The 25,164-nt window shown below is 41.6% G+C and carries 21 protein-coding genes, 2 pseudogenes and 2 other annotated features; of the genes and pseudogenes, 3 read left to right on the forward strand and 20 right to left on the reverse strand.

Going from position 1 to position 25,164, the window contains the following annotated elements; all coding sequences use genetic code 11:
* The 13 genes and pseudogenes from ACE1TI_RS19010 to ACE1TI_RS19070 all read right to left on the reverse strand — a co-directional run.
* Positions 1–127 (reverse strand): annotated as a pseudogene (locus ACE1TI_RS19010) (electron transfer flavoprotein subunit beta); the annotation flags it as partial.
* Positions 128–151: 24 nt separating this feature from the next.
* Positions 152–925 (reverse strand): enoyl-CoA hydratase, encoded by a 774-nt coding sequence (locus tag ACE1TI_RS19015; RefSeq protein WP_375009115.1) that lies wholly within the window; start codon positions 923–925, stop codon positions 152–154.
* A gap of 30 nt (positions 926–955) precedes the next feature.
* Entirely contained in the window at positions 956–1,552 is a 597-nt protein-coding gene (locus tag ACE1TI_RS19020; RefSeq protein ID WP_375009116.1) for a fatty acid metabolism transcriptional regulator FadR, read from the reverse strand.
* A 134-nt stretch (positions 1,553–1,686) separates the two neighbouring features.
* Positions 1,687–3,410, reverse strand: a pseudogene (locus ACE1TI_RS19025) (long-chain-fatty-acid--CoA ligase).
* Positions 3,411–3,949: 539 nt separating this feature from the next.
* Positions 3,950–5,662 (reverse strand): long-chain-fatty-acid--CoA ligase, encoded by a 1,713-nt coding sequence (locus ACE1TI_RS19030; RefSeq protein WP_375009117.1) that lies wholly within the window; start codon positions 5,660–5,662, stop codon positions 3,950–3,952.
* 330 nt (positions 5,663–5,992) lie between these two features.
* Positions 5,993–6,400, reverse strand: a complete 408-nt coding sequence (locus tag ACE1TI_RS19035; RefSeq protein ID WP_375009135.1) for a DUF350 domain-containing protein — start codon at positions 6,398–6,400, stop codon at positions 5,993–5,995.
* Between the two features lie 43 nt (positions 6,401–6,443).
* The gene (locus ACE1TI_RS19040; RefSeq protein ID WP_375009118.1) at positions 6,444–8,801 is read right to left on the reverse strand and encodes an endonuclease MutS2; all 2,358 of its coding nucleotides are present in this window, start codon (positions 8,799–8,801) and stop codon (positions 6,444–6,446) included.
* A gap of 101 nt (positions 8,802–8,902) precedes the next feature.
* Positions 8,903–10,642 (reverse strand): DNA polymerase/3'-5' exonuclease PolX, encoded by a 1,740-nt coding sequence (gene polX / locus ACE1TI_RS19045; RefSeq protein ID WP_375009119.1) that lies wholly within the window; start codon positions 10,640–10,642, stop codon positions 8,903–8,905.
* 84 nt (positions 10,643–10,726) lie between these two features.
* On the reverse strand, positions 10,727–11,269 hold the full coding sequence (locus ACE1TI_RS19050) for a CvpA family protein (RefSeq protein WP_375009120.1): 543 nt from the start codon (positions 11,267–11,269) through the stop codon (positions 10,727–10,729).
* A complete protein-coding gene (gene zapA / locus ACE1TI_RS19055; protein WP_375009121.1) occupies positions 11,270–11,545 on the reverse strand; it encodes a cell division protein ZapA in 276 nt (91 codons plus the stop codon).
* Between the two features lie 380 nt (positions 11,546–11,925).
* On the reverse strand, positions 11,926–14,346 hold the full coding sequence (pheT, locus tag ACE1TI_RS19060) for a phenylalanine--tRNA ligase subunit beta (RefSeq protein WP_375009122.1): 2,421 nt from the start codon (positions 14,344–14,346) through the stop codon (positions 11,926–11,928).
* A gap of 14 nt (positions 14,347–14,360) precedes the next feature.
* A complete protein-coding gene (pheS, locus tag ACE1TI_RS19065; protein ID WP_375009123.1) occupies positions 14,361–15,395 on the reverse strand; it encodes a phenylalanine--tRNA ligase subunit alpha in 1,035 nt (344 codons plus the stop codon).
* A gap of 182 nt (positions 15,396–15,577) precedes the next feature.
* Positions 15,578–15,814: a binding site (T-box leader), on the reverse strand.
* A gap of 128 nt (positions 15,815–15,942) precedes the next feature.
* Entirely contained in the window at positions 15,943–16,701 is a 759-nt protein-coding gene (locus ACE1TI_RS19070; protein ID WP_375009124.1) for a TrmH family RNA methyltransferase, read from the reverse strand.
* A gap of 171 nt (positions 16,702–16,872) precedes the next feature.
* Between ACE1TI_RS19070 and sspI the strand changes: the two genes are divergently transcribed.
* Positions 16,873–17,079, forward strand: coding sequence for a small acid-soluble spore protein SspI (sspI, locus tag ACE1TI_RS19075; RefSeq protein ID WP_375009125.1), 207 nt, complete (start codon positions 16,873–16,875; stop codon positions 17,077–17,079).
* A 94-nt stretch (positions 17,080–17,173) separates the two neighbouring features.
* Here sspI and ACE1TI_RS19080 read toward each other — a convergent pair whose 3' ends face one another.
* Both ACE1TI_RS19080 and ACE1TI_RS19085 read right to left on the reverse strand, forming a co-directional pair.
* Positions 17,174–18,259, reverse strand: coding sequence for a M42 family metallopeptidase (locus tag ACE1TI_RS19080; protein ID WP_375009126.1), 1,086 nt, complete (start codon positions 18,257–18,259; stop codon positions 17,174–17,176).
* A gap of 105 nt (positions 18,260–18,364) precedes the next feature.
* A complete protein-coding gene (locus tag ACE1TI_RS19085) occupies positions 18,365–18,844 on the reverse strand; it encodes a dUTP diphosphatase (RefSeq protein ID WP_375009127.1) in 480 nt (159 codons plus the stop codon).
* A gap of 123 nt (positions 18,845–18,967) precedes the next feature.
* Between ACE1TI_RS19085 and ACE1TI_RS19090 the strand changes: the two genes are divergently transcribed.
* Complete coding sequence (locus tag ACE1TI_RS19090) at positions 18,968–19,360, forward strand: sigma-w pathway protein ysdB (protein WP_375009128.1); 393 nt, start codon at positions 18,968–18,970, stop codon at positions 19,358–19,360.
* Here ACE1TI_RS19090 and ACE1TI_RS19095 read toward each other — a convergent pair.
* The 5 genes from ACE1TI_RS19095 to thrS all read right to left on the reverse strand — a co-directional run bounded on the left by ACE1TI_RS19095 (position 19,335) and on the right by thrS (position 23,342).
* On the reverse strand, positions 19,335–19,631 hold the full coding sequence (locus ACE1TI_RS19095) for a DUF1294 domain-containing protein (RefSeq protein ID WP_375009129.1): 297 nt from the start codon (positions 19,629–19,631) through the stop codon (positions 19,335–19,337). The two genes, ACE1TI_RS19090 and ACE1TI_RS19095, sit on opposite strands and share 26 nt — an antisense overlap.
* 83 nt (positions 19,632–19,714) lie before the next feature.
* Positions 19,715–20,071, reverse strand: coding sequence for a 50S ribosomal protein L20 (gene rplT / locus ACE1TI_RS19100; RefSeq protein ID WP_375009130.1), 357 nt, complete (start codon positions 20,069–20,071; stop codon positions 19,715–19,717).
* 45 nt (positions 20,072–20,116) lie between these two features.
* Complete coding sequence (gene rpmI / locus ACE1TI_RS19105; protein ID WP_375009131.1) at positions 20,117–20,317, reverse strand: 50S ribosomal protein L35; 201 nt, start codon at positions 20,315–20,317, stop codon at positions 20,117–20,119.
* Positions 20,318–20,344: 27 nt separating this feature from the next.
* The gene (gene infC, locus ACE1TI_RS19110; RefSeq protein WP_375009132.1) at positions 20,345–20,857 is read right to left on the reverse strand and encodes a translation initiation factor IF-3; all 513 of its coding nucleotides are present in this window, start codon (positions 20,855–20,857) and stop codon (positions 20,345–20,347) included.
* 53 nt (positions 20,858–20,910) lie between these two features.
* Positions 20,911–21,043: a sequence feature (ribosomal protein L20 leader region), on the reverse strand.
* 355 nt (positions 21,044–21,398) lie between these two features.
* Positions 21,399–23,342 carry a threonine--tRNA ligase gene (thrS, locus tag ACE1TI_RS19115; protein ID WP_375009133.1) on the reverse strand — a complete coding sequence of 648 codons (1,944 nt, stop codon included), beginning with the start codon at positions 23,340–23,342 and terminating at the stop codon, positions 21,399–21,401.
* Positions 23,343–23,760: 418 nt separating this feature from the next.
* Between thrS and ACE1TI_RS19120 the strand changes: the two genes are divergently transcribed.
* Positions 23,761–25,047 carry an IS110 family RNA-guided transposase gene (locus ACE1TI_RS19120; RefSeq protein ID WP_375009134.1) on the forward strand — a complete coding sequence of 429 codons (1,287 nt, stop codon included), beginning with the start codon at positions 23,761–23,763 and terminating at the stop codon, positions 25,045–25,047.
* Positions 25,048–25,164 lie beyond the last annotated feature (117 nt).

The following is a 25,164-nucleotide window of genomic DNA, read 5'->3' on the forward strand; positions in this document are numbered from 1 at the left end:
CTTCAATGGCATACTCATCATACGGGTTAATAATAAATTCTGCGCCTTCTTCATCAATAACTCCGTCATTAATAACTATTTTTTCTTCTGTATCAAAGGTTCTTTTCATAATGACAAAAATATTCATACCCTGGTCCCTCCCATTGCTAGATTACTGATTTTTAAACGTCGGTTTTCTCTTCTCTAAAAAAGCATGAATTCCTTCTTTTCCGTCATGTGAATCATATGCTTTCCCAAAAAGTTCGGCTTCTTTTTGAACTCCATCCGAAAACTCGTTTCGTTTGGAAAACTGCAATAATTCCATTACCATTTTAATAGTAACTCCACTTTTAGATGCCGCTTTTTCGGCTAATTTCTTAGCTTTTTCTAAAACCTGATCGGGCGGACAAGCTCCGTTGACCAGCCCCCATCTTTCCGCTTCTTCTCCTGTTATGGGCTCACCAGTCAGAAGCATTTCTGCTGCTTTTGCTCTTCCAACCAGATCGGGCAGCCGCTGAGTCCCGGCAAAGCCTGGTATCAATCCAAGGCTAAGCTCTGGCAGACCAAGCTTGGCATCATCTGCAGCTATTCGCAGGTGACAAGCCATCGCCAGTTCTAATCCTCCTCCAAGAGCTGCGCCATGTATGGCAGCAATCACAGGTTTTGTAAGGGCTTCCAAACGATCGAATAAAATTTGGCCCTGCCTTGCCAGTTCGGAAAATTCCTTTCCATTTTCAACTTGTGTAAATTCTTTGATGTCAGCTCCTGCCGCAAAAAATTTGCCATCCCCGTGCAATATAATCACTTTTACTTCTTCATTCGTTTCTAATTCATCCAATGCTTCGGATAATTCTGTGATCACCGCACGGGATAAGGCATTTGCAGGCGGTCTATTAAACGTTAATATCGCAATGCTGCCTTCTCTTTTTATTTGAAAACACTCCATGAAAAAGCCAGCCTCCTTACTTATTTTTCTTTACGTATTAACACCAGCCTTAAACCCATGTAAAAGCATTTCATAGATAGGTTCGGAGAAAGCTTCCAGGTCATATTTGCAATCCTTCATTACCCAATTGGTTGTCACTTCATCAAGCGTGCCGAAAATCATCTGGCGGGCCAGCTTTTCGTTAAGATGCGGGGAAAAGGCTTCACTCTCTTTGCCTTTAATAATAATACTTTCAATAAGCCGCAAATAATCTTTTAAGACGTCATTTATGCGCTGACGAAGGGCACTGCTGGATTGGCGCAGTTCAAGCTGAGTGACAACCGCATACTCTTGATTAGCTGCCAACTGTTTAAAATGCATAGATACCAGTGTTTTCAACTGTTCTTCCATGGTATGCGTTTCCTCAAGTTGATTGCGTATTTTTTCAACGAAATCACTCATTTTTTCTTCAAATAAAGAAATAAGAATATCTTCTTTATTGTTAAAATATAAGTAGATCGTTCCATCTGCTACTCCAGCGTCTTTTGCTATTTTAGAAACTTGAGCGTGATGGTAGCCGTTCCTGGCAATCACCCGGACAGCTGCGTCTATAATTTGTTCGTATTTTGGGCCCCTTTTTTTTCCCATCGTTTAACTTCCTTCCTCACACCTTCAAATCGGATCGGCTCCCGCGTAATGAATGACTATTCATTCATAAACTTGGTTCTATTTTAGAAAAGTTTTTGTCACTTGTCAATATGCCGGCTCCATTTCATGCGTTTCTAGGAAGGATCTTCGGAAGTACGATATTCTTTTTCCTCTTCTATTAACACTCTTTTTAATATTTTTCCCACGCTCGTTTTTGACAGCTCATTGCGAAATTCATATAAACGAGGATTTTAAACGAAGCTAAATTATTGCGGCAATAGTCGTCCAGCTGCTCTTCATTCACTTCTTCCCCTTCTTTTTTTACGATAAATGCTTTAACCGTTTCTCCGCGGTATGGATCGGGAACACCGATGACGACAGCTTCTTGTACTGAGTCATGTTCATAAAGAACTTCTTCTATTTCTCTTGGATAAATATTGAACCCTCCTGCAATGATCATATCTTTTTTACGATCAGCGATATAGAAGTATCCTTCGTCATCCATATATCCCATGTCTCCAGTCAAAAGCCAGTCATCTTTAAACGTTGCGGAAGTCTCTTCCGGCCTGTTCCAGTATCCTTTCATCACCTGAGGCCCGCGTACGGCAATTTCCCCTATCTCTTTTACCGGTGCAAATTCACCGTCTTGAAATAAGATAGCTGCTTCGGTATCCGGCCAGGGAAGCCCTATGCTTCCTTCTTTCCGCCTCTCCCATATCAAATTACAATGGGTTACAGGAGAAGCTTCCGTAAGGCCATACCCTTCAACTAGCTTTCCACCTGTTACTTCTTCAAATTGCTGCTGCACTTCACGTGGCAGCGGAGCTGAACCGCTGATACAAACTTCAATAGAAGAAAGGTTAAAATCATTAATCTTTTCACTGTTCAATAGCCCAATATACATAGTAGGAGCCCCAGGGAACAATGTGATCTCCTGCTTTTCGATAGTTTTTAAAACCTCTTCCGGTTCAAACTTAGGGAGGATCACTAATTCAGCTGCATACATAATGGAAAGATTCATAGAAACCGTCATTCCATACACATGAAAGAAAGGAAGAACAGCGAGCGTCTTCTCTTTGCCTTTTCTCATTTTATACATCCAGCGCAAACATTGCGTTGTATTTGCGACAAGATTGTAATGGGTCAGCATTACCCCTTTTGCAGGGCCAGTCGTTCCTCCAGTGTATTGAAGCAAAGCAAAATCTAACTCTGGATCTATATCTAATTCAGGGGCATTTGTTTCTCCGTTTTCAATAAGTTTATGAAAATGAAGAGTTGTTTCGTTGTAATCAATTTGAACTTTCATTTCCCTTTTTTTACGCTGCGTAAGCGGATACAAAATATTTTTTGGAAAAGCGAGTGCATCCTTTATTCCTGTCACAATAATATGGTTAAGACTGGTCTTTTCAATTACTTTCATTACACGAGGGTAAAACATATCAAGACAAACAATCGCTTTCGCACCTGAATCAATCATCTGGTGCTCAAGTTCCCTTTCTACATACAATGGGTTCGTTTGCACTATAATAGCTCCTGCCATTAACGCACCATAGTAGCTAATTACGGATTGCGGCATATTAGGGAGCATAATTGCAACCCTGTCCCCTTTTTCTATTCCCAGCCGTTTTAATTGATTAGCAAACGAAGAAGCCTCTGTAAACAATTGCTGATAAGACCATTGCTTTCCGAAAAAACTCATAGCTGTGTTATCCGGGTATTGTGCCGCTGATTCTTTTAGAAAAGCAGGCAATGGCTTTTTAACATACGAAATTTTTTCAGGAATCTCATTTGGATATTGGTTATACCATACCTTTTTCGTTTCTGTTTGCAAATGCAGGACCTCCTCTTTCTTTTTCATCTCTCCTTCCTTCAGGTCATTTCTCCTCTCTCTTTTATTGTACTGATTAGTCGCTCATTTTTAAAGTGAAAAATATTCAAAAAACAGTTAGGTAGTTTGGTGCTTATTTCTGAGTTCAACTCTTCCTTTTTGATTCAGCCCTTGCTTTCCTCGATTCAACACTTCTCCCTCTCATTTCAACAATGCATTTCAGCACTTCTAATTTGATTCAACGCTTACCTCCCCTAATCCTAATCCAGCGATTCTTCCTTTTATTCGCACGAACAAAAGCGCAAGCGCCCTGGTCAGCCTCGACAGGTAAATGTTCTCCAGTCACTAAAGGCGCTCTTACTTCCACAGGATGTGGTGACTTTTGCGTTGCGAACACGATGTTCGCGATTCTAGCAAAAGTTCCTTAAACCGTCTTGGGCCTCCGAGAGGCTGGGCGCTGAAGCTAGACGCGGATCAAACAATATGGAAATAGTTATCCACAACTTGTAAAAACATAATTTCCTAAACAAAAAAAACAGCACCCTCTAGGCACTGCTTTTACAGGTACTTCAGCTTCCCTCTTTCATATTATTTTCTTCGTTATGAAGCTTCTCTTTTTCTTCTTCTACAAGCACTCTTCTTAAAATTTTACCGACCATGGTTTTGGGGAGATCTTTTCGAAATTCAAACAGACGGGGAACTTTATATGCTGCCAGATGGGTGCGGCAGTATTTTTCTAAATCGTCTTTTGTAACGTTTTTACCGCTTTTTAACACGATAAAAGCTTTTACTGTCTCTCCGCGGTATGGATCCGGCACACCGATCACCGCAGCTTCCTGGACAGCTTCATGTTCATAAAGCACTTCTTCTATTTCCCTAGGGTATATATTAAATCCTCCGGCAATAATCATATCTTTTTTGCGGTCCACTATATAAAAATAACCGTCATCATCCATATAGCCCATATCACCAGTTAAAAACCAGTCATCATCGTTGAAAACTGCTGCTGTTTCTTCGGGACGGTTCCAGTAACCTTTCATGACTTGAGGGCCTTTCAGCATAATTTCACCAATTTCACCTACGTCTGCTATTTCCCCGGTTTCAGCTGATAAAATCGCAGCATCTGTGTCAGGCCACGGTACGCCGATACTGCCGGATTTTCGTTTGCCCCAAATAGGATTAGAAATAGCTACCGGTGAAGTTTCAGTAAGCCCATATCCCTCGACCAGCTTTCCTTTTGTTAATTTCTCAAAGCGCTCCTGTACTTCAAGAGGCAGCGGAGCAGATCCGCTTAAACAAGCTTCTATTGATGAAAGGTCATAGTTTGAAATAGACGGTTCATTGATTAACCCTACATACATCGTAGGAGCTCCGGGGAATAAAGAGACCTTATGCTTTTGAATTGCTTTTAACACTTGCACCGGTTCAAACTTTGGCAAAATAACCATTTTTGAGCGGTACATAATAGCAATATTCATGACAACGGTCATGCCATATACATGGAAAAACGGCAGAACAGCAAGTATCGTCTCTTCGCCTTTTTTCATTTTATACATCCAGGTTCTGCTTTGCAGAGTGTTTGCGACGAGGTTATAATGCGTTAGCATTACTCCTTTAGCAGGTCCTGTCGTGCCTCCTGTGTATTGCAGCAGAGCCAGGTCTTCTTTGGGATTGACAGTAATCTCCGAAACTTTCCCATTCCCTTTTGTCAAAAGCTCTTTTAAAGGATGGGTATTCTCATTGTAAACCAGGCTGGCTTTTATTCCTGTATTTTTCTTTTGAATGAAAGGGTAGATAAGGTTTTTTGGAAAAGGAAGATAATCTTTAATACTAGTTACAATGACATGTTCGAGCGATGTATCTGACCGTACTTTTTCAACCCGCGGAAATAACAAGTCCAGACAAATCATTACTTTTGCGCCGGAATCATTCATTTGATGCTGAATTTCTCTTTCCACATATAAAGGGTTGGTCTGGACAACTACTGCTCCCGCCATTAAAGCTCCGTAGTAGCAAATAACAGATTGCGGCGTATTGGCAAGCATAATGGCGACTCTATCGCCTTTTTCTACTCCGATCTGCTGCAGCTGATAAGCTAGCCTATCAGCTTTCTCATGCACTTCCTTATAAGTCATATTTTTCCCCATGAAGTGCAATGCTTTTTTATCAGGCTGTGTTTCCGCCGCTTCTTTTAAATAAGACTGCAAGGACCTTTCTTCATACTCCATTGTCGGTGGAATTTCCTTTGGATAATGTGCCAGCCAGACTTTTTCCTTTGTCATTGTATTTCCCCCTTTTGTGAGAAAAACGTGAATCAAACATTCCCTGCACGATTTTCTCTTATACTTTATGAATGGCGCAGCCATATCATCCCTTTCTTGTTTAAGGCATTTACTCTCTTATCTTTCATTTTAATGAAATCGTTTACACTTTCAAGTAAAACGTTAACAATAGAAAAAAATGGAGACGGAGGGGCTTCTGACCGTTCCGTCTCTTCTCGTTTTTTTCTTAACTTATTCAAAAAACAGCAGATAAACAGCTCCTGAAATGACAAACAATATACAGCAGACAATTAATATTTTTGCTAATCTTTCCAACGATTTCTCTCCTCATTATAAAATCCCGGCACCGATAACAAAAGACAGTCCTGTAGAGATAATAAAAGAAATTAAGCCTACGGCTCTATTATCGGCAGCGATTTCTTCATCCACTTTAAACATCGGTGTTAAAAATTCAAACATTAGATAGCTGAAAATCAGCAAAAAGAATCCATATGCCCCCCATAAAACCATGGTTAAAACCGCATCATTGTGCTCAATGGAAAAACGCAAAATATTGGACACTCCGAAAAGTTTTCCCCCTGTGGCCAGAGCGACAGCAATATTGCCATTTTTAATTTCTGCCCAGTTTTTATAAGGGGTAATGGTTTCAAATATAGCTAGAAACACGATAAGAGACAAAACGGCAACACTAAAATTTGCCGCTGTCTCTACGAAAGTGTTTTGCATAAGCACTTCCATCATTTTCATTCCTTCCACAGCCGTATCAAATGGCTCGAGCCCATTATTTTAATTGGACGACAGTGTTTCCTAAACCGCCTTCATTCATGCCGCCGTCTCTTGTTTGACTTACGCTCGGGTGTTTCTTCAGAAGATCTTTAACCCCTTTGCGCAAGGCTCCGGTACCTTTTCCGTGTATGATATGAACTTGTGGATAACCAGCAAGAACTGCGTCATCAAGGTACTTTTCGACCTTTCTCATCGCATCCTCATACCGCATTCCTCTTAAGTCAAGTTCTGATTTAACGTCTGTATTTCTAGACACAGATGTTACGGGACGCGCCGGCTGCTTCACAGGCGCTTCTTTGATTTTTTCCATGTCTTCGGATTTCACGGTTACTTTCATAATACCAAGCTGCACTTGATATTCTTTGTTATTGAATTTTTCAAGGATTTGCCCTTTTTGGCCGAAACTCAGAACACGAACTTCATCACCTGGTTGGAACGACTGGTCTTTTTTCGCTTGTTTTTTGATCTGTTTTTGCCGCTTTGCCAGTTCCGGCGCCGCATCTTCCATTCGTTTTTTGGCATCAATCAACTGGTGTTCTTTTACACGGTGTCCTTCTTTCTGAAGGTCGCGGAGATCACTTATAATCTCTTCAGCTTTTGCTCGTGCTTTTTTCACTTCTGCCTCTGCTTTTTCTTCCGCTTCTTTTAAGAGAGAGTTCTTTTGGTTGTTTAATTCCTGCATGTTTTTATCAAGTTCTTTGTGCAGAGCTTCTGCTTCTGCCCGGATTTGTTTTGCCTCTTCCATTTCATCTTCAGCAAGACGCTTTTTTTCTTCTAACGAAGTAATCATGTTTTCTACCTGACGGCTTTCTGCATCAATTTCTGCTTCCGCTGCAGAAATGATAGATTCATCGAGTCCAAGCCGGCGGGAAATGGCAAAAGCATTACTTCTACCGGGAACACCTATTAACAAACGGTACGTGGGGCTGAGTGTATCAACGTTAAATTCTACGCTGGCATTCATAACCCCTTCCCGGTTATAGGCGTAGCCTTTTAATTCGCTATAGTGCGTAGTGGCCACTAATTTTGCCCCGGTTTGGTAAACATAATCAAGAATAGAAACAGCCAGTGCAGCTCCTTCGGTTGGATCTGTCCCTGCTCCTATTTCATCAAAAAGCACCAGGCTTTGATGATTTACCTGTTTTAAAATATCCACAATGTTAGTCATATGAGACGAGAACGTACTTAAATTCTGCTCGATCGATTGCTCATCACCAATATCAGCAAACACATCTGTGAAAACAGCTGCTTCAGAGTCTTCGTTCACTGGTAAAAATAAACCAGACTGAGCCATGAGGGTGAGAAGCCCTACTGTTTTTAAGGTTACTGTTTTCCCGCCAGTATTAGGACCTGTAATGACTAAGGAAGAAAAATCCGTGCCAAGTTCCACATCGATAGGAACCACTTCATCTTCAGACAAAAGCGGATGTCTCGCCTGTTTAAAATCAAGACGTCCGGCATCATTCAAATGCGGCTGCACCGCTTTTAATTCTCTTGCATAATAAGCTTTACAAAAAAGAAAATCCAGTTCTGATAAATAGTCAAGGTTTTGCAGAAGGTCGTCGGTATGTTCCTGGACATGAGAAGAAAGCTCCTGCAGGATACGTTCGATTTCCTGTCTCTCTTTTACTTTTGCTTCCCGAAGCTTGTTATTAATATTTACGACAGACTGAGGTTCGATAAAAAGCGTTGCTCCCGAAGCAGACTGGTCATGCACAATTCCACCAAATGAGGAACGGTATTCTTGTTTTACGGGAATAACATAACGATCGTTTCGAATCGTTACAATAGAATCAGATAACTTCTTTTGCTGCTCAGAGGAACGGGTCAGCTGTTCAAGTTTCGATCGAACGTCTGCTTCACTGCTTCGTATTTGCTGCCGGATACTTCGCAGCGCTGAGCTTGCGGAATCCATTACCTCACCATGGTCATCTATACACTGCTTAACCGCCCGTTCCAAATCGGTCAGAGGCTCAATATTTTCTACTAACTCTAGCAGCAGGGGTAATTCAATTTCCTCTTCTATCATCGATTCCACAAAAGATTTCAACCGGCGTCCGGCATATATGGTATCAGCAATCTCCATCAGTTCGCCTGCGTTTAACATTCCTCCGATTTGAGCACGTTTAACGTGAGCATGAATGTTCCGAATACCGCCAAGAGGAGCTTGTCCTTTTAACCGAAGCACCTTTGTTCCTTCATAGGTGCGCTGCTGTTCTTTTTTTGCTGTCAGAAGATCAGTATAAGGGTGCAGCTCTTCAATTTTTTTTCGACCTAAAGAAGAAGCCGCATGTTCTTTTAACTGATCTTTCATCTTGTCATATTCTAATACACGCTTCACTCGTGCATTCATGTCTTTCATCCTTTCATGAGAAAAGCACAAGGCGGCCTGTCAGCCGCTGAGGTGTTCGACTACAGCTAATGTCGAACTTGGCCCACATCACATGAGCCTCCTTAGTTTTTCTCTAATTTCTCTGCACGCTTTCTTTTATTTTGTAAAAAAGAAGCTAGAGATTTATAATCCCTCGTATTAATAATTTGATCTTTTTTCAAAAGAGCTTTTCTAGCAATTCCTGTTCCAATTTCCATATGATCTAGCATTTCAGGATGGTGGGCATCTGTATTAATCGACACCATGGTTTCGTATTCTTCCGCTTTTCTTAACCAGTCTGAGGCAAGGTCCAGGCGGTTCGGAATAGCATTTAATTCTACGGCCGTTCCTGTCTCTGCAGCTCGTTTTAACAGTTTTTCTACGTTCACTTTATAACCTTTTCTCCGCCCAATCAATCTTCCGGTTGGATGGGCAATAATATTTACATAGGGGCTTGTCAATGCAGCTTCAAAGCGTTTCATAATTTCCTCTTCCGTTTGAGAAAAAGAAGAATGAATAGAGGCAATAACTACATCGAGTTCTTGAAGCACTCTATCTTCCAGATCGAGCACTGCGTTTGGCCTGATATCCATTTCAATACCAGCAAACAGCTCAATGTCATCAAATTCTTCATTCACCCGCCGTATTTCCTCCATTTGCCGGAGAACCCTCTCTTCATTAAGACCGTGTGCAATTTGTAAAAATTTCGAGTGATCTGTAATGGCCATCCACTCATACCCTCGTTTACGGCCTTCCTCTGCCATTTCTTCCACAGATACAGCGCCATCACTCCAGGTTGTATGCATATGCAGGTCACCGCGTATATCCGTGCGTAAAACCGTTTCGTATGGCTTCTGAAAAATTTCCGTTTCATTTCTGCCAAGTCTTGCTTCGGGCGGAATGTAATGCAAACCAAAATGGGAATAAAAAGCTTCTTCTGTATCAAAAGTAATGAGTTCTCCTGTTTCCTGGTTTTCCACTCCATATTCACTAACTTTTTCTCCCTGAGCCTTCGCAAGCTGGCGCATAATAACATTGTGTTCCTTTGAGCCGGTAAAATGATGCAGCGTAGTGGCAAACGATTTTTCTTCCACTAATCTAAAATCTGTTTGAATGGGATACTCAAAGTGAAGCTCCAGCGAAACTTTTGATTGCCCATCCGCTATTACTTCCGAAACAAGCTCCATTTCTGTCAATTGCTTACGTACTGCCTCAGCATCTTCTACAGACATAATATAGTCAAGATCCTTTATGGTTTCTTCCATACGCCGTAAACTTCCAGCTCTGGCATATCGTTTTACTTTGGTTATTGTATTAAGCTCTGTCTCCAGTTTTTTTGCAGCATCGAGCATAAAACTAATCGGCAGACGTTCCGGCCGGCTTCCGGCCTCTTCTAAGGCGTCTATTATTTTTTCTTCCGTTTTTACACCAAAACCAGCAAGTTTTTGTACTTTTTTTTCTTCACATGCTATCTTTAGCGAATCAGCATCGGTAACACCTAATTCCTGATACAATTTTGCAAGTTTTTTACCGCCTAGTCCAGGCAGCTTTAAAAGCGGTACCAGCCCATCTGGTATATCCTTTTTTAATGTTTCCAACAATTCAGCTTTTCCTGTTTCACGCAGTTCTTTTATTATAGCTGCTGTGCCTTTCCCGATTCCTGTTAACTCTGCCGGATCACCAATTTCTGAAAGAGACCGTTCGTCCTGTTCTAACGCTTGGGCTGCTTTGCGGTAAGCCGACACTTTAAAGGAATTTTCTCCTTTAATCTCCATATACACTGCAATCCGTTCTAATTCTTTAATAAGCTCCTTTTTATTCATTACTGTACTCCCTTCCGTGCAAACCTTCTTCTCAAGGATAGGATACCGTACGAAAAAACTTCTCTATCAGAGAAGTTTTTAAACTTATATCCCTTGTACCCATAATTCTTTTAACCATTCTGATAAAAACGGGGTATGATTAATTATCAAATTTGCTATCCAGGAATTACTTATTGCATTTTGCAAAGACTCGATTGGCATTAAAGCAGCGGTAATTAATAAAATAAACAAAATTAAATAAGTCTCTACAAACCCCAGCAGTCCTCCTAGCCATCTGTTTATTGTCCTTAAAATTGGCAAATGTGATACAAAATCAAGCATAGAACCGAAAATTTGCAGTAAAATTTTTGCTGCGATAAATAATAAGAAGAAGGATATCCCGGCATAATACACGGTTTCCATGTCAAATGACTTTATCATCATGTGTATAATACCGTCCCCGTCATTTGAAATTCTTGGATAAGGCAGCCACAACCTTAAATACTCAGCAAGGTCACGGTAAAAATAAAATGCAATAAATAATGCTGCAAAAAAACTGACTAGATGAATCAACTGTAAAACAAAGCCTCTCCGCAGCCCAACGAAAAAGCTTCCAATTAAAATCAATATTATCAATAGACTAAGCATTTATTCCTGTTCCTCATCTCTTTCTTTTCTTTCACTTTTCTCTAATTTATCTAGCTTTTTTTGTAGTTTCATATACTCGTCTACTGCATTTAAAGCTGTTAAAACCGCAAGTCTCGTGGTATCTAAGTAAGGATTATATTGTTTGAATTCTTTCATTTTCTGGTCAAGGTGCTCTGCAACGTTTACCACGTGTTTTGGAGATTCATCTCCTTTAATGGTGTATTGCTGACCATATATGGTAACGGTTGTTCGTTGTTTTTCATTTTCTGCATCCACCAGATAAGCCCCCTGTCCTTTGCAAAATACCTATCCATTATAATAACAGAATCATTTTAGAATGGAAATCTTTTTAAGGTTCATCTTCAAAGCACAAAACGTTATTCCCTAAAACGATAATATCTTTACTTATTTTGGTAAGTTATAAAAAAAGCCACCCTCCAAAAGAACGTTAGAGGGATGGCTCCATGTTTCGTAAGCTGATTTTCACAGGATGTTCTGCTTTTGTACACAAGTTTGCGTTCCCAAGCTTACAGAAAGTCCGTCCGGAGCACTCTGGCAGAACAAAATGGCGCGGACATTCGTTCCGTTAAATCTCCTAACAAGAGCTTATTGAAAGGTTTGCTGGATTGATAGCTCCTTTGAAAGATACCTTACATTTATTGACGCAGTACGGCTTGAACTTTTTCTGTCAGCTGCGATAAAACATGCTCGTGTGTTTTTGTTACTTCTTCATCCGTGAGTGTTCTTTCTGGATCTAAATAAACAAGCGAGAAAGCTAAAGATTTTTTGCCCTTTTCTAAGTTTTCTCCTTCATATACGTCAAACAGAGTAATCTGTTTTAACAGATCGCCGCCTGCTTCTTCGATTACCTTTTGAACGTCTCCGGCAGGCAGGTTTTGGTCTACAACAAGCGCAATGTCTCTTGAAATAGAAGGATACCGCGGAAGCACGGAATAAGATAAGTCTTCTGTTTCCGTTCCAAGCAGCGCATCTAAATCTAATTGAAAAACATATGTTTCTTTAATATCCCATTCTTTTTGTACAGAAGGATGCACCTGCCCTGTAAACCCGACAGACTTGCCATTTAATACGATATCAGCGCTTCTGCCGGGGTGAAGCTCTTTTCTCGAGGACGGTACAAATTGTATTTTGTCCAACACTCCCAGCTCTTCAAAAAGACCTTCGAGTATTCCTTTTACGATAAAGAAGTCTGCTTTCTTTTTCTCGCCCTGCCACAGGTGAATTTCCCACATACCTGTTATGGCTGCAGCAAGCACCTTTTTTTCCTCCGGCTGCTTCGTGAGTGAAGCTGATTCTCCAATAAACACAGAGCCAAGCTCAAACAAAGAGGCATCATTTATTTGACGGTTGCGGTTATATTGGACGGTATCAAGCAGATGAGGAATCAAGCTTGTACGCATTGTGCTTCTCTCTTCACTCATAGGCATGGAAACCGTTACTGTTCCTGGTATTTCTTCTAGTAAAAAACGGCTTGCTTTCGTTGGGCTTGTTAAAGAATAAGTGATTGCTTCATGCAAACCACTTGCTTCAAGATAACGGCGTATTTTTCTGCGTTTGTTTTGCTCCTGTGTTAGAGAACCAGGAGTTGTTACGCCTGCCGGCAGTGTAGTTGGAATGTAATCATAACCATAAAGCCGTGCAACTTCTTCTGCAAGGTCTTCTTCAATTTTCAGGTCAGGACGGCGTGTCGGCACTTCTACGGAGATCTGATTTCCATTTGTTTCCACTACAAAACGAAGGCGGCGGAAAATAGAAAGTATATCTTCTTTACTAAGGTCCATACCTAACAATTTATTTAACTGCTCTGTATCGGTTTCAATAACTCTTTTTTCATCCGATCTAAAGTCTTCCTCCACAGTGCCCTGAAGCACAGTTCCTGCTGCATACTGTTCAAGCAGATGAGCAGCACGGGCAGCAGCCTCTTCGACTCTTCCGGCATCGATTCCTTTTTCAAAACGAGTACTTGATTCACTGCGAAGTCCCATATCTCTTGATGCTTTCCTAACACGGGAAGGATTGAAATAAGCTGCTTCAAGCAGAATAGTCGTTGTGTCATCCTGGACTTCAGAAAAAGCTCCCCCCATCACACCAGCTAATGCTGTCGGTTCTTTTCCGTTCGTTATAACCATGTGCTCTCCAGAAAGCGTGCGTATTTCGTCATCCAGCGTGGTGATGGTTTCCTCTTCGCCGGCACGTCTTACTACAATCTCGTTTGATCCGAAACGATCAAGATCAAAAGCATGCAGCGGCTGACCGTATTCGAGCAGTACATAATTCGTAATGTCAACCACATTGTTAATTGGCCGGATTCCTGCCGCTGTCAGCCGGTTCTGCATCCAGAGCGGAGAAGGCCCAATCGAAACATTTTGAATTACTTTGGCTCCATAATATGGATTATCCTCTGGGATTTCTACCTGAACAGATACCTCTTCTGCTGCAGATTTTTCTCCTGCTGAAAAAGAACAGTCCGGCTTTATCACCTCTCGATCTAAAAGAGCTGCCATTTCGTAAGCAATCCCTATCATGCTGAGACAATCGGCACGGTTCGGAGTCAAATCAAGCTCTAAAACGGTATCCCGAAGGCCTAGCTCTTCTACAGCATCTGATCCGACTTCCACATTTTCAGGGAACACATAAATGCCATCCAGAAATTCCTTTGCCACCAGCTTTTGTTCAATGCCAAGCTCTTGCAAAGAGCAGATCATCCCTTCAGACGGCTCACCTCTTAATTTTGTCTTTTTGATTTTCATTCCTCCAGGAAGCACAGCTCCCGGCTTAGCTACTGCAACTTTTTGGCCTGCTGCTACATTGGGCGCTCCGCAAATAATCTGTGATGTTTCTTCCCCGGTATTCACTTGACAAACACGGAGTTTATCTGCGTTTGGGTGTTGATCACAAGCTTCCACATAACCCACTAAAACTTGTTTTATTCCTTCACTTCTCGGATGAAGTACATCGACTTCCACCCCGCCGCGCGTTAATTTTTCTGCTGTTTCTTCTACTGTTAAGTCCTCTATATCTACGTACTCTTTTAACCATTGATATGATACAAGCATGACCGAATGCCTCCTTAAGCCCGTTTAAATTGTTCTAAGAATCGGATGTCATTAGTGTAGAAGTGGCGGATATCATCAATTCCGTATTTTAAGAGAGCAAAACGCTCTACTCCCATTCCAAACGCAAAGCCGCTGTATTCATTAGAGTCAAAACCGCTGAATTCCAGAACGTTAGGGTGAACCATTCCGGCTCCAAGCACCTCAATCCACCCAGAATTTTTACACACCCGGCAGCCCTTTCCTCCGCAGATTCCACAGGATACATCAACTTCTACAGAAGGCTCCGTAAAAGGGAAAAAGCTTGGACGAAGGCGGATGCTTCTCTCCGGTCCAAAATATTTCTTTACAAAAGCTTCTAGTATTCCTTTTAAGTCGCTCATACGAACATTTTTATCAACATACAGTCCTTCGATCTGCATAAATTGATGGGAATGCGTAGCATCATCATCGTCGCGCCGATATACCTTTCCAGGACAGACAATTTTTACAGGACCCTGCCCTTTATGCTTTTCCATTGTTCTTGCCTGGACTGGAGAAGTTTGCGTGCGAAGCAGCATATCATTTGTGACATAAAAAGAATCTTGCATGTCACGGGCCGGATGATCCGGCGGGAGATTCAATGCTTCAAAATTGTAATAATCTGTTTCTACTTCCGGTCCTTCTGTAACTTGAAAGCCTAATCCAATAAAAATGTCTTCAATTTCTTCTACTACTGCTGTTAACGGATGACGTGCGCCCCGCTTTATTTCCTTTCCAGGGAGCGTTACGTCAATGCTCTCTTCCTTTAGTTTTTCTTTTAGTGCAATTTCTTCGAGTTCAGCGGTTTTTGCTTCTATATTTTTTTGAATTTCTTCTCTGATTTCATTTGCTTTTTGACCAACTTTCGGGCGCTCTTCTGCGGAAAGTTTACCCATCCCGCGCAGAACCTCAGTAATCGGGCCTTTTTTTCCTAAATATTTCACACGGACATTGTCTAAAGCTTTAACGGTGTCAGCTTCTTTAATTTCCTGCAAAGCTTCTTTTCCTAGTTCTTGAAGCCGTTCAATCATATAAAATCCTCCTGCTTTCTTTTTTGGCTTGCCGCCATAAAGGAAACCGCCTAAAAAACGCTACGCCTTGTAGCAACGGCGGCATTAGTACATCCTGTACATCGGAAGCCTTCGTAGTGATACTTTTTCCATTCGCATAATTAACTTCTGGTCTTAATGTATTAAAAAAACCCCCGTCCTATCAAAGGGACGAAGGTTCGCGGTACCACCCTTGTTAACTGCGGTATGCACAGCCGCAGTTCACTTCATGCAGATAACGGATATCCCGGGGCACCTTAACAGTATGTATCATTCTTCTGTCATCCAGTGCCAGCTCCAGAGTGAATTCAACCAGCCTTTCCATTGGAATGCTTTCAGTCTTCGGCATTCCATCCCTGTATGGCGGTACCTGATTTACTACTTTCCTTCACAGCTTTTCCATTTTTTAAATGTTTTCACGTTTTGTGACTGCCGTAGTTTTACTTATGCTGTTTACAAATAAAGAGTTATACTTCCCTAACAGTGTAAAAAATTTTTGTTTTCTATGCAAGACTATTTTCCTTAGAGATTAGTGGGAGAGCTTTAAATGATACAGCAAAATTCCGGTTGCCACTGAAACATTTAATGACTCAGCATTTCCATAAATAGGAACATAAATATTCTGGTCTGATTGTTCCAGCCATTTTTCCTGAACTCCTGCCCCTTCGTTTCCAACAATAAGTGCAAAACCATCTTGAGCTTCAATGGCAGTATGAGTAGTTCCCTGGGTTACACATGTACCAAACACCGGAATATTCTTATTGCGGCATGCCTTTATCCATTCTTCTAAATCGCCTTTTATCACGGGGAGGTGAAACAATGACCCTTGCGTTGCTCGTACTACTTTGTCATTATAAGGATCCACGGTTCCTTCCCCTAAAATAACTGCAGAAACTCCGACGGCATCAGCTGTTCGTATCATTGTTCCAAGGTTGCCGGGGTCCTGGACGCCGTCAATAAACAAATAACTGCCTTTCTTCTGTACGATCACTTCTTGTGTTTTTGGCAATCGGCAGACAGCCAGTATACCTTGAGGAGTTTCTGTACTGCTCATTTCTTTCATCACCTGCTCTGTGACAAGTGATACTCTTGCCCCGGCATGATTGGCAGGTATATTTTTATGATCTTCAGTTATGATTTCTTGTACTTCTACATCATGTTGAAGGACTTCTTCTACAAGATGATATCCCTCTACAACAAATAAACCTTCTTTTTCTCTCTGTTTTCTTTTTTGGAGCCTTTTCGTTAATTTTACTAAAGGATTTTTCGCGGATTCAATTTTATTCACATGACTTCCCTTCCCTTATTTGCCTAACTTTCAACTTCTCATATATTAAATAAGACACCATTCACTTTCCACTATGTGTCTTAAAAGTATATATTTCTTTCAGCTTCTCATACTACATATATCGACATATGTTGATATTCACTATTTTATCATAAATAGGAGGGAATAAGGATGTCTTTTAATCTGCGCGCAGCAATTTTAGAGAATGTTTCAGGTCATAATGAAGAACAAGTAGAAGCAACGATCCAAGATGCTGTTCAAAGGGGAGAAGAAAAAATGCTTCCTGGTCTTGGAGTTTTATTTGAAGTGTTTTGGAACCAGGCGGATGAACAGGAAAAAGAGCGGGTTATTTCTCAAATTGCAGAAGGATTAAAATAACCAACTGAAGTGAAAAGAAAAGAGCTGTCCGTTAGAGGACGGCTCTTTTCTGAGTATTAGAGCAGGCACGCACTCTTTCCATTATTCCAGCGCTTTAGTCAAACGTAATGGATCTTACTGAGTCCGCATCCAGCTTTTTAGTCACTTCAACAATAAGCTGAACAGCATGCTCGAAGTCATCACGGTGTAGAATAGCAGCATGCGTATGAATATAACGAGTAGGAACCGTAACAGCAAGAGAAGGAACTCCATCACCAGAAAGGTGGATCGAACCGGCATCTGTTCCGCCCCCGCTCATAGCTTCAAACTGATATGGAATGTTGTGCTCATCAGCAATATCAGTGACAAAATCGCGAAGACCTTTATGAGAAACCATGGAACGGTCGAATACTAAGATTTGAGGTCCTTTGCCGATTTCAGCTGCTGCCTCATTATCAGAGATTCCCGGGGTATCACCAGCAATCCCAACGTCAACTGCAAACCCGATGTCCGGATTAATTTTATGAGAAGCTGTTTTTGCTCCGCGAAGACCGACTTCCTCTTGTACAGCTCCGACACCGTACACTTCATTAGCATGATCCTCTCCCTGCAGCCGCTTTAATACTTCAATAGCAATCGCACAACCAATTCGGTTATCCCAGGCTTTTGCCATCATAAGCTTTTCATTATTCATGACCGTAAAGTCACAAATTGGGACCACAGAGTCTCCTGGACGTACACCAAAGCTTTCTGCTTCTTCTTTACTGGAAGCACCAATATCAATAAACATATCTTTAATTTCTACTGATTTTTTCCGTTGGTCTGCTGGAAGAATGTGCGGCGGTTTAGATCCAATCACACCGACAATATTTCCTTTTCTAGTCATAACATTCACTCGTTGAGCAAGCATAACCTGGCTCCACCAGCCGCCTACTGTTTCGAATTTCAAAAACCCTTTATCATCAATCTGCGTAATCATAAAACCAATTTCGTCCAGGTGACCTGTAACCATTACACGGGGACCGCCTGCTTTTCCGGTCTTCTTCGCAATTAAACTTCCGAGATGATCCGTTGTTATCTCATCGGCATGCGGAGATATATGCTTTTTCATTACATCACGAGCTTCTTTTTCATTTCCTGGAATACCATTTGCATCTGTTAATTCCTTAAGCATTTGTACTGTTTGATCCATTTCCGCCACTGCTATTCCTCCTTGGTTTATGTAATTATTTCTTGATTCTTCCTTCTTTTAGTATATAAGTATCTTTTTCGATACTCAAACGTTTTCTTTTAATACCTGTGCTGCTTAGTATCCTTCTGTTTGCCTTTTATGATTCGTTTTGTTTTTTTCTAAATAAGCGTGTTCGATTTCTTCACTGGAAAATCCAAGTGCAGCACCAAGCTTGAGATACTCTTTAAACAAATGAAGGTAGGACTGTTTTTCTGTGTCCGTGGTCAGTGCGGCAGCAGCTTCAAACACCGATAGAAATTGTGCACTTAATGAGATATCCGGTCTATCCGGCTGCTCAGGAGCTTCTTCCCAGCCTTTGTCAATACCGAGGGATAAAATAAAATGAAGCCCATCTACGTATTCTTCTAGAATCACTTCCTGCCCTGAAGCTGGTTTGTGGCTCCAATACTTAAAGCAGCGCGTTTCATTAGCAAGTTCTCCTACTTCTACTTGAAAAGCAAGCATCTTATCTGTAAAAATGGCTTCTCTTTTTAATGCGTGTTCTTTTAAAATTCTATCATCTAAAGTTCGCTGAATGGAAAATAATTGTTTCATTATATCTTTTCCCTTCTGAGTTATTTTCTATTAGAATGAAACTAATAAATGAGTTCGTTCGTAAAAGGTAACATCATACTTCTTAACATACGTCGATAAACCTTGCGAGGAGGGATGTGTATCATGGCTCTTTTGATTCGCGCTCTTATCATTATTGCCTTAATCATATTGATATACGCTGTGATAAAATACATTTTAAACCCAAAAAGAAAGCTTGAATTAGCTCATGAAAAGAAAAATTTCTATTTCTTAGATGAATCAAAAAATGTACGTAAAAATTTTTTGATTACGTACAAAGGTGTTATGTTTGAGGGAGAAAAATATTTAGGAACAACAGAGCAGGCATTTGATATTGTTTCTGTGTCGGTATGGGTAAAAAATAAAGATAATCTGCAAGGCTTGCAGCTAAAGGATTTTGCTTTTTTAGAAAATGAAATCCGGCAGCACTATCCCCGCGCTGCTATAGAGTGGAAAAGCCCTATTAAAGAGTTTATACGCCAAGCTGAAAAAAATTAAAAAAAGACTCTCTGTAAATAAAAAAGACCAGCAGCCCTTGAAATCCTAAAAGGACAGGAACTGTAATAACGAACAGCTTATGTTTGGTTTTGTGCCGGAACATGTACATGGCTGCCCACACCCCTGCACTTCCACCGATAAGAGCTAAAAGCAAAAGTTCGCGCTCGCTGATTCGATATGCTCGACGGCGGGATTTTCGTTTGTCAGCACTCATTCTTCCAAAAGATATCAAATTAACGATAATGATATAAAATAAAAATAATTCCCCCATCATTTCTTCTCCCTTTTTACCGTTTATTTAAACATGCAAAAAAAGGGTCTCGGAAATCAATTGATCTCCAGACCCAACATTCATTATTTCAAATTTGCTTTTGCTTTTTCTGCAAGTTCTGCGAAACCTTTTTCATCGTTTACGGCAAGATCTGCCAGCATCTTGCGGTTCATGTTAATATCAGCTTGCTTTAATCCGTACATGAGACGGCTGTAAGAAAGACCGTTCATACGTGCAGCCGCATTAATACGAGTGATCCAAAGCTTACGGAAATCACGTTTACGCTGACGACGGTCACGGTAAGCATACTCCAGTGATTTCATTACCTGCTGACGTGCTGTTTTAAACAAGCTGTGCTTGGAACCACGATATCCTTTTGCTAGTTTTAATACTTTATTACGACGACGACGAGTCACATATCCGCCTTTTACTCTTGGCATCGTCTATCCCTCCTTCAATTTCCATCGTGTTATTCGTGCTTGATATTACTTATCGTATGGCAAAAGGTTTGCAATACGCTTTTGATCTGATTTATCTACAATGCCTTGTTTGCTAAGGCGACGCTTTTGCTTTTGGGACTTGTTACGAAACAAGTGGCTTGTAAATGCATGGCTGCGCTTTAGCTTGCCGCTACCTGTTTTTTTAAAACGTTTTGCTGCACCACTATGACTCTTCATTTTAGGCATGAGTAATTTCCTCCTTGTCGTTTGTTTCTATTTGTTGTCTTTTTCGGACTTCGGAGCAAGTATTAAAAACATGCTGCGTCCTTCCATCTTCGGCTTCGTTTCTACGGTAGCCACGTCTTCGCATTCATTGGCCATACGCTCTAATACTTTCTTGCCGATATCAGAGTGGGTAATCATACGTCCGCGGAAACGAATGGCCGCCTTCACTTTATCACCCTTGTTCAAGAACTTGCGAGCATTGCGAAGCTTTGTGTTAAAATCGTGCTCTTCAATGTTCGGACTTAGACGTACTTCCTTCACATTGATAACTTTTTGCTTCTTGCGAGCCTCTTTATCTTTTTTCTGCTGCTCGAAACGGTATTTTCCGTAATCCATAATACGGCAAACCGGAGGCTTCGCGTTTGGAGCTACAAGTACTAAATCAAGGTTAGCTTTTTCAGCCAAATCCAGCGCTTCGCTTTTCGATTTAACACCAAGCTGATCGCCATTTGCATCGATTAAGCGTACTTCACGCGCACGGATTCCATCATTAACCTTCATGTCATTACGAATAATGAGCCACCTCCAAAAATTTTACCAATAAAGCAGTTAACTGCGCATAAAAAAAGCAGGCACACACACTGCGCCCACACGATGATCGTTTCTCATTATTCATGGAAATCACCATAACCTGCAAACAGCCTGGAGCGTCAGTCAGGTGAGAAGCGGGCGCTTCTGCTTGTTTTGGTTTCATTTTCAATTACTCATTAACGTTACCATACGCATTAAGTGCTGTCAATCACTAAAAATACCACTTACTCATCCTAACGAAAATTAATGAAACTCGCAACCTTTTAGTTAAGAAAACCTCCTTGTTTTTTTGCAGTATCCATTTCATATCTGTAGACAGCAGGGGGCTAAAATAAAATCCCTGCATTTCATCACACCTTTGGAGTGTTAAAATCCGGCTATCACTCTAAAGAGTTTTATCATAAAATTGTAACTATTTTCTTTAGTTCAATATTTTTCCTGAAGACGAATTGAAATTATTTTTGAAAAAAACTGCCCGCCAGTTTATTTCCAGCAAGGCAGTCCCAACTTTTTAATCAAGGCTTCGTGTATCAATTTTTTCTTTAATTTCTTTCACAAAATCAGCTAATGGTGAGGAATCTGAATCTTTCTGGCCATAACGACGGACGTTGACGTCATCTGCTTCTATTTCCTTATCTCCAAGGACAAGCATGTAAGGTATTTTTTTCATTTGAGCTTCCCGAATTTTGTATCCTATTTTTTCGTCCCGTGTATCTACTTCTACTCTTACACCTGCTTTTCGGAGCTCGTCTTCGACTTTGCGGGCATATTCTAAATGGGCTTCAGCAGATACAGGAATTACTTTTGCCTGTACCGGAGCAAGCCAAGTCGGGAAGGCGCCTTTGTATTCTTCTAGCAGAAATGCAATAAAGCGTTCCATTGTTGATACAATGCCGCGGTGGATAACAACAGGCCGGTGCTCCTTCCCATCTTCTCCGATATAGGTGAGATCGAATCTTTCTGGGAGATGGAAGTCTAATTGTACAGTAGATAGCGTTTCATCTTTACCGAGGGCTGTTTTTACTTGGACATCGAGCTTTGGCCCATAAAACGCTGCTTCCCCATCGGCTTCTACGTAATCCACTCCCATGTCATCCATTGCTTCTTTCAGCATAGCCTGGGCTTTGTCCCACATCTCATCATTATCCACATATTTTTCTTTGTCTTCTGGGTCCCTGTATGAGAGACGGAAATAATAATCGTTAAGCCCAAAATCTTTATATACATTTTGAATCAGCTCTACCACGCGGATAAATTCTGATTTCAGCTGGTCTGGACGTGCAAAAATATGAGCATCATTTAACGTCATCGCCCGTACACGCTGAAGGCCGGCAAGGGCACCTGACTTTTCATAACGGTGCATCATACCAAGTTCTGCAATCCGTACAGGCAGATTCCGATAGCTGTGGAGCTGGTTTTTATACACCATCATATGGTGCGGACAGTTCATCGGACGGATAACCAATGTTTCATTATCCATTTCCATGGGTGGGAACATATCATCCTGATAATGATCCCAGTGACCCGAGGTTTTATAAAGCTCCGAGCTTCCAAGCACTGGAGTATAAACATGATCATATCCAAGGCGTTCTTCGATGTCTACGATATACCGCTCGATCGTACGGCGGATCGTAGCCCCTTTCGGAAGCCAAAGCGGCAGTCCTTGCCCAACCTTCTGGTTAACAGAGAAAATCTCCAGCTCTTTTCCAAGTTTACGGTGGTCGCGCTCTTTTGCTTCTTCGAGCATTTTAAGATGCTCGTCAAGATCCGATTGTTTGAAAAAGGCGGTTCCGTAAATACGCTGAAGCATTTTATTATTGCTGTCACCGCGCCAATAGGCTCCCGAAATACTCATTAATTTAAACTTTTTCAATTTAGAGGTATTCGGTACATGCACACCCCGGCATAAATCAAAAAACTCGCCCTGTTCATATATGGTGACTGTTTCTCCTTCAGGAATATCATCGATTAATTCTAATTTCAAATCATCGCCAATTTCACGGTAAATCTCTTTTGCTTCTTCACGGGTAACTTCTTTTCGTACAATTTCATGATTTTCATCGATGATTTTTTTCATTTCTTTTTCTATTTTCGGGAGATCTTCAGGTGTTAATTGATGAGGCATGTCAATGTCATAATAAAAGCCATGCTCAATAACCGGTCCTACTCCCAGCTTCACATCATCAAATAAACGTTTTACTGCCTGTGCCATTAAATGAGCTGTACTGTGGCGCAGAATTTCTAGTCCTTCTTCATTATTTGGTGTAATAATTTCAATGTCTCCGTCTTTATAGATAGGCGTCCGCAAATCAATGGGATCACCATCAAACTTTCCAGCTAATGCTTGTTTTTTAAGCCCAGGGCTGATAGAGGATGCAATTTCTTCTGTAGTGACCCCCTCTTCAAATGATTTGTCATTTCCATCAGGAAAAGTGATATTCACATTGTTTGCCACGATAAGTCCCTCCTGTTTTCTCGTTATGTATTGGGAAAAGCGCAGCGTCCTGGTCAGCCTCGACAGGTACATTTTCTGCAGGCAATAAGGCGCTTTTTGCCTTTAATGCCTGGGGTTATTTAACCCTGAGAGGCTGGACGCTGAAGCTAGACATCAGAGCGCAAGATTTTATACTTTGCCACCTAATATAAAAAAAGGGGCTGTCCCAAAAGGTTTTTTACAGCTGAATTACACTTCGCTTTCCGCGGGCAACGCTTCAGCTTCCTCGTGAGCAAAGACCGCTCACTGCGGGATTTTCAGCTGTTGTTTTCCCGCTGAAGCATTCCTATTGGGGGAGACGTCCCCCTCTTGAACGAAAAAAGGTCCTCCGTTAAGATGCGGATATACACAAACCACACATCGAAGGAGGACCTTACAAATGCATGATAAAGTGAATTTCAAAATTAATCAAGTGACAGAAGACACGTTAATCATCGGTGTTGATATCGCCAAGAAAAAGCACTATGCCTGTGCCATTGATAATCGTGGGAAAGAGCTTAAAAAGGTCTTTCCGTTTAATCAGTCGTATGGCGGTTTCGAAAAACTCGTTAAAACAATCAGTTCTTTGAAAACCAAACATCAAAAAACAAAGGTAATCATTGGCTTTGAAGCCACCGGCCATTACTGGAAGAATCTCGCCGAACGCTTATGGAACGAACAGCTTTTGTACGTGATTGTTAATCCGCTGCATGTGAAGCATTCCAAAGAGTTCGAGGATAACATCCAGTCCAAAAATGATAAGAAAGACGCCCGGTTAATCGCTCGTCTGGTCGAAAATGGCTACTACACCTTTCATCGTTTTCTAGAAGGCATCGAAGCGGAACTCCGCGAGTGCGCCACATGGCGGCGGGCTCTCATTGATGAACGGGCCAGCTTGAAAAACAAGCTGATTAACTGGACCGATCAATACTTTCCAGAATTCCCGGAAGTCTTTAAAGACTGGGGTGTTCAGGCGCGCACCGTCCTCCGATATACGCCGTTTCCTCAAGACCTCCAAGTACGTTCCCTCGAGGAATGTATGGCTTTATATCAAGAAGACGAAGGCGCCCGATTCTTATCCCGAAACAAAATCGCCCAGCTGAAAGAATGGGGATCATCCTCCATTGGCTGCACGCAAGGGCAGGACATGGCCTATTTCAAACTGGTCACCCTCATAGATCAATACGCCCTGTTGGAAAAGCAGATCCAGGAGATCGAAGAAAAGCTCTGCTTCTATGCCCGTCAGCTTTTCGATTTCGAATGGATCACGTCCATCCGTGGTGTGAGTGAGATGCAGGCAGCCGAGCTTCTCGCTGAAACCGGACCTCTCTCCCAATACGATCATCCACGCCAACTGATCAAATTAGCGGGATTGACGTTGCGGGATAACTCTTCCGGTAACCGAGAAGGAGAAAAACGGCTGTCCAAGCGAGGACGAAAAGCCCTGCGAGCGCTCCTGTTCCGGATGATTACCACCATTCTTCCGAATAACGACGCGTTTAAGGACCTCTATCAGTATTATGTGAACCGGCCCGATAATCCGCTTAAGAAGAAGGAAGCGAAGGTGGCGTTATGCCGAAAAGTCCTACAAGTCGTCTACGGGATGAGTAAACACCAGCGCCCTTTTGATGCCGATCGAATGAGAAGGGATCTATCGAGTCATCTTCCGGTGAAACTAGCGGCGTAGCGCCTTTCTGTGCACCTCTCGTCCTCCGTGTCCATGACAACAAAGATGATCCGGAGAAGCCGCCAAACGGAGACATACGACCTCGAGTCCAAGCAGGAGCATCATGCGGCCTCCGCC

The sequence above is a fragment of the Alteribacillus sp. JSM 102045 genome (genome assembly GCF_041949975.1).
In the GTDB taxonomy this organism is placed as follows: domain Bacteria; phylum Bacillota; class Bacilli; order Bacillales; family Marinococcaceae; genus Alteribacillus.

Coding starts and splice junctions, on each gene's coding strand:
- sspI (WP_375009125.1), top strand. CDS start 16,873: ATGTCTTTTAATCTGCGCGCAGCAATTTTAGAGAATGTTTCAGGTCAT.
- polX (WP_375009119.1), bottom strand. CDS start 10,642: ATGAATAAAAAGGAGCTTATTAAAGAATTAGAACGGATTGCAGTGTAT.
- ACE1TI_RS19035 (WP_375009135.1), bottom strand. CDS start 6,400: ATGGAAGTGCTTATGCAAAACACTTTCGTAGAGACAGCGGCAAATTTT.
- rpmI (WP_375009131.1), bottom strand. CDS start 20,317: ATGCCTAAAATGAAGAGTCATAGTGGTGCAGCAAAACGTTTTAAAAAA.
- ACE1TI_RS19050 (WP_375009120.1), bottom strand. CDS start 11,269: ATGCTTAGTCTATTGATAATATTGATTTTAATTGGAAGCTTTTTCGTT.
- rplT (WP_375009130.1), bottom strand. CDS start 20,071: ATGCCAAGAGTAAAAGGCGGATATGTGACTCGTCGTCGTCGTAATAAA.
- infC (WP_375009132.1), bottom strand. CDS start 20,857: ATGAAGGTTAATGATGGAATCCGTGCGCGTGAAGTACGCTTAATCGAT.
- ACE1TI_RS19120 (WP_375009134.1), top strand. CDS start 23,761: ATGCATGATAAAGTGAATTTCAAAATTAATCAAGTGACAGAAGACACG.
- ACE1TI_RS19030 (WP_375009117.1), bottom strand. CDS start 5,662: ATGACAAAGGAAAAAGTCTGGCTGGCACATTATCCAAAGGAAATTCCA.
- ACE1TI_RS19095 (WP_375009129.1), bottom strand. CDS start 19,631: ATGGGGGAATTATTTTTATTTTATATCATTATCGTTAATTTGATATCT.
- ACE1TI_RS19020 (WP_375009116.1), bottom strand. CDS start 1,552: ATGGGAAAAAAAAGGGGCCCAAAATACGAACAAATTATAGACGCAGCT.
- pheS (WP_375009123.1), bottom strand. CDS start 15,395: ATGATTGAACGGCTTCAAGAACTAGGAAAAGAAGCTTTGCAGGAAATT.
- pheT (WP_375009122.1), bottom strand. CDS start 14,346: ATGCTTGTATCATATCAATGGTTAAAAGAGTACGTAGATATAGAGGAC.
- ACE1TI_RS19015 (WP_375009115.1), bottom strand. CDS start 925: ATGGAGTGTTTTCAAATAAAAAGAGAAGGCAGCATTGCGATATTAACG.
- ACE1TI_RS19085 (WP_375009127.1), bottom strand. CDS start 18,844: ATGAAACAATTATTTTCCATTCAGCGAACTTTAGATGATAGAATTTTA.
- ACE1TI_RS19040 (WP_375009118.1), bottom strand. CDS start 8,801: ATGAATGCACGAGTGAAGCGTGTATTAGAATATGACAAGATGAAAGAT.
- ACE1TI_RS19090 (WP_375009128.1), top strand. CDS start 18,968: ATGGCTCTTTTGATTCGCGCTCTTATCATTATTGCCTTAATCATATTG.